Source organism: Chitinophaga silvisoli (genome assembly GCF_003412465.1).
Lineage (GTDB): Bacteria > Bacteroidota > Bacteroidia > Chitinophagales > Chitinophagaceae > Chitinophaga > Chitinophaga silvisoli.
Genome location: NZ_QTJV01000067.1, coordinates 1 through 2,377, shown reverse-complemented (window position 1 = coordinate 2,377; position 2,377 = coordinate 1). Strand labels below are relative to the sequence as shown.

At 32.3% G+C, this 2,377-nt stretch carries 4 protein-coding genes; all 4 read left to right on the top strand.

The genetic code is table 11. The features are described from left to right. Window positions 1-404 (top strand): replication/maintenance protein RepL (locus DXN04_RS34430; protein ID WP_147320182.1); only part of this gene is annotated, 404 nt, incomplete at its 5' end. Between the two features lie 339 nt (window positions 405-743). After that, a complete protein-coding gene (locus DXN04_RS35130) occupies window positions 744-899 on the top strand; it encodes a hypothetical protein (protein ID WP_158569339.1) in 156 nt (51 codons plus the stop codon). 47 nt (window positions 900-946) lie between these two features. Continuing rightward, window positions 947-1,783 carry a hypothetical protein gene (locus DXN04_RS34425; protein ID WP_147320181.1) on the top strand — a complete coding sequence of 279 codons (837 nt, stop codon included), beginning with the start codon at window positions 947-949 and terminating at the stop codon, window positions 1,781-1,783. A 203-nt stretch (window positions 1,784-1,986) separates the two neighbouring features. After that, window positions 1,987-2,139 (top strand): hypothetical protein, encoded by a 153-nt coding sequence (locus tag DXN04_RS35125; protein WP_158569337.1) that lies wholly within the window; start codon window positions 1,987-1,989, stop codon window positions 2,137-2,139. Window positions 2,140-2,377: the final 238 nt, after the last annotated feature.

Genomic DNA, 2,377 nt, shown 5'->3' with positions numbered 1-2,377 from the left:
ATAGATATGCTGTTATTATTTCTTTTATTGGTTATATTGCTGAAAATATTAAATTTAATAGTAATGTTATTTATATTTCTCATGATTTAATTAAAGGTTATGGTTTAGTTAAGCCTAATTATAGAGATTATTATAACGCTATTGCTTATCTTGAAGATGAAAATATTATTAAAAGAACTAATATTCGAAATATTTATGTTGTTAATCCTATTTACATATTTAGAGGTGATGTTAACAAACTTATTAATATTATTAGTGAAGCTAAATTAATAAAAACTTTTGATGATAAAGATAGACTTATAGTTGATAAATTTGTTTTATTTAAAAATGATACTGATAAAGGTATTGTAATTGCGAATAAAGATTTGTATGCAACTGAAATTATAGATATTGGTGAGGACTGAATTAAATGCGATGATAAAAATGATGATAATTATAAAGATGAGGGCGAAGATAATGGAAATAATGAAGATAAAGGTAATAAAGGTAACGATAATGAAAATGAAATGAAAAGTTATAATGAGAGTGATAGTGAAAATGATAGTAATGGTAATAATTAGAGTGAAAATAGTGTATATTGGTGTTTTAATGAGGCTAGTGAGTATAAGGGGTGGGTCATTAAATTGGACTTGACTACCCCCGTCAAGTTCTAGGAGAAAGTAAAGTTCTCGCTCTCATTATCAACATTAAATATTTTGAGATTATTCATCTCATTACATTACTAACTATTAACACTAATCATTATGAAAACAAACAAACCATTGTTGTTAGTTGCTATCATACTGATGATGCCAGCTATCATACTAGCATTGAAAGTAGAACCAACTAGTGATGAACAGATTACTGCTGTTGTATTTGGAATACTATCGGCTATTGTTAGTTATCTTAGTAGAGATTAATCTCTACTAGATGATGTTGCTCATTATCAACATTAAATACTTTGCAGTTGAAACGAAAACAACTGTCAGTAATGCTACTGATTAGCGTAATTAAATACTTAATAGTCATGCTAGACGTTAAAGATTTAGCACAAGCTGTACAAGGTGCTGCTGCTTCCGAGAATGTTAATGTAGTTGAACCAACTACTAGTGTTAACCAACCTGTTCAACCTGTTGTTAATGCTGTTCCACAGACTCCACAAATTGATACAGATAACCAAAGTTCTACGCAAGTGGAAACCATTGATGATGTTGTTAAACGCATCTGTGCTGATGGTCATAGTTATGTAATGACTACTGTCATTACTAATATTGATTGTCAAGAACGTACAGGTCGTAATGGCAAATCTTATCTCAATGCGTTTGTTACTATTGCTAGTCCTGTCAAAGGTGCTCAAAGTATGCCTGATGGTACACATCGAATGGGTATGCTTGGTGCTGTTCAGATGCCATTCAATCAGATACTGCTTGTAATGCGCAAAGACAAGTTCTACGGTAGATTTGTCAACTATGTTGGTGAAGCTGCTGAAGCCGGTTTTGCTAGTATTTATCTAACTGGTGTTGCTGTCAAAGTTCTTTGCCAGTTTGTGCCTGCTGGTGTACAAGACCGTAATCCGTTTACTCGTAAAGATAATCTTTACAATGTTGTGGATTATGATAGATATGTATATCATGTTGTAGGTATCGAACAGCCTGCTGACCCTGTTCTTGTTGGTGCATATAATGTACTTATCAAGCAGATTATGGACGATGCTCGTGCTGCCATTGCTGCCAAGCGCGAGGCTAAAGCTAAAGCGGCTAGTTTTGTTGCTACTGCAATGAGTGATGACGATATGCCATTCTAATGAACATGACGCTACTAACCTTCGGGTTGGTAGCGTTTGTGTTATCAACAATAGTTTTGTTGATGCTGTCGCAGTGTTCGACATGGAAATGCTCATTATCGACATTAAATAGATTGCAGCAAACGAACTTAACAGTCTGATAAGACTTATTAATCAAGACCTAGCTGCAAGGTCTGATAATACTAATCCTAATAATAAACATCATGAAAGTACATCGTATTATTGCTATTATTGAAGTTGAGAATGATAATTCTATAACTTCTGTTGAAGTTACTAATCTTCATCCTACTAATAACGATATTCCTCTTGCTGTTACCAATATAACTACTAATGGCAGTGCGAATAATATAGAATAGGTATATAAGGTTATTGATGATTATAGACTTGTTATTCGTGATAAACTAAAAAGTATCGCTCGTTCTATTAATGATGGTCTTGATGATTACGAATGTGGTATATTTGGTCGAGATTATAACGATAGTGAATGTAATGATGAAACTAAAGCTGATTAACTAGATAAATGCCATGTAAATTTTTTTCTTATAATATATATTATATACGAAGTATATTATATATATATATTATACCCTAGAA